Origin of the sequence: Duganella sp. sic0402 (assembly GCF_019219065.1) — a bacterium.
In the GTDB taxonomy this organism is placed as follows: Bacteria; Pseudomonadota; Gammaproteobacteria; order Burkholderiales; family Burkholderiaceae_D; genus Rugamonas.
Genome location: NZ_JAHUWK010000050.1, coordinates 1 through 255 on the forward strand (window position 1 = coordinate 1; position 255 = coordinate 255).

At 42.0% G+C, this 255-nt stretch carries 1 rRNA gene; it reads right to left on the minus strand.

What is annotated here, in order from left to right:
• Positions 1–103: ribosomal RNA gene (locus KW842_RS27270) — 23S ribosomal RNA — on the minus strand; the annotation flags it as partial.
• Positions 104–255 lie beyond the last annotated feature (152 nt).

Sequence of the window (255 nt, forward strand, 5' to 3'; positions counted from 1 at the left end):
TCAAAGCTTGTTTGCTAGCTCCCCGCAGCTTATCGCAAGCTACTACGTCCTTCATCGCCTGTAATCGCCAAGGCATCCGCCATGTGCACTTATTCACTTGTCCCTATAACCTTGACGGCTATAGTTCTAAGCATTTACTACTTGTGATGATGAGTTTTACTACCCTAAGTGTGTATTTCTACACGCTTAAATAAAACTTTACTTCTTCTCGATTGTTAAAGAACGTTACAGCAGATAAGTGTGAGCACTTGGCAT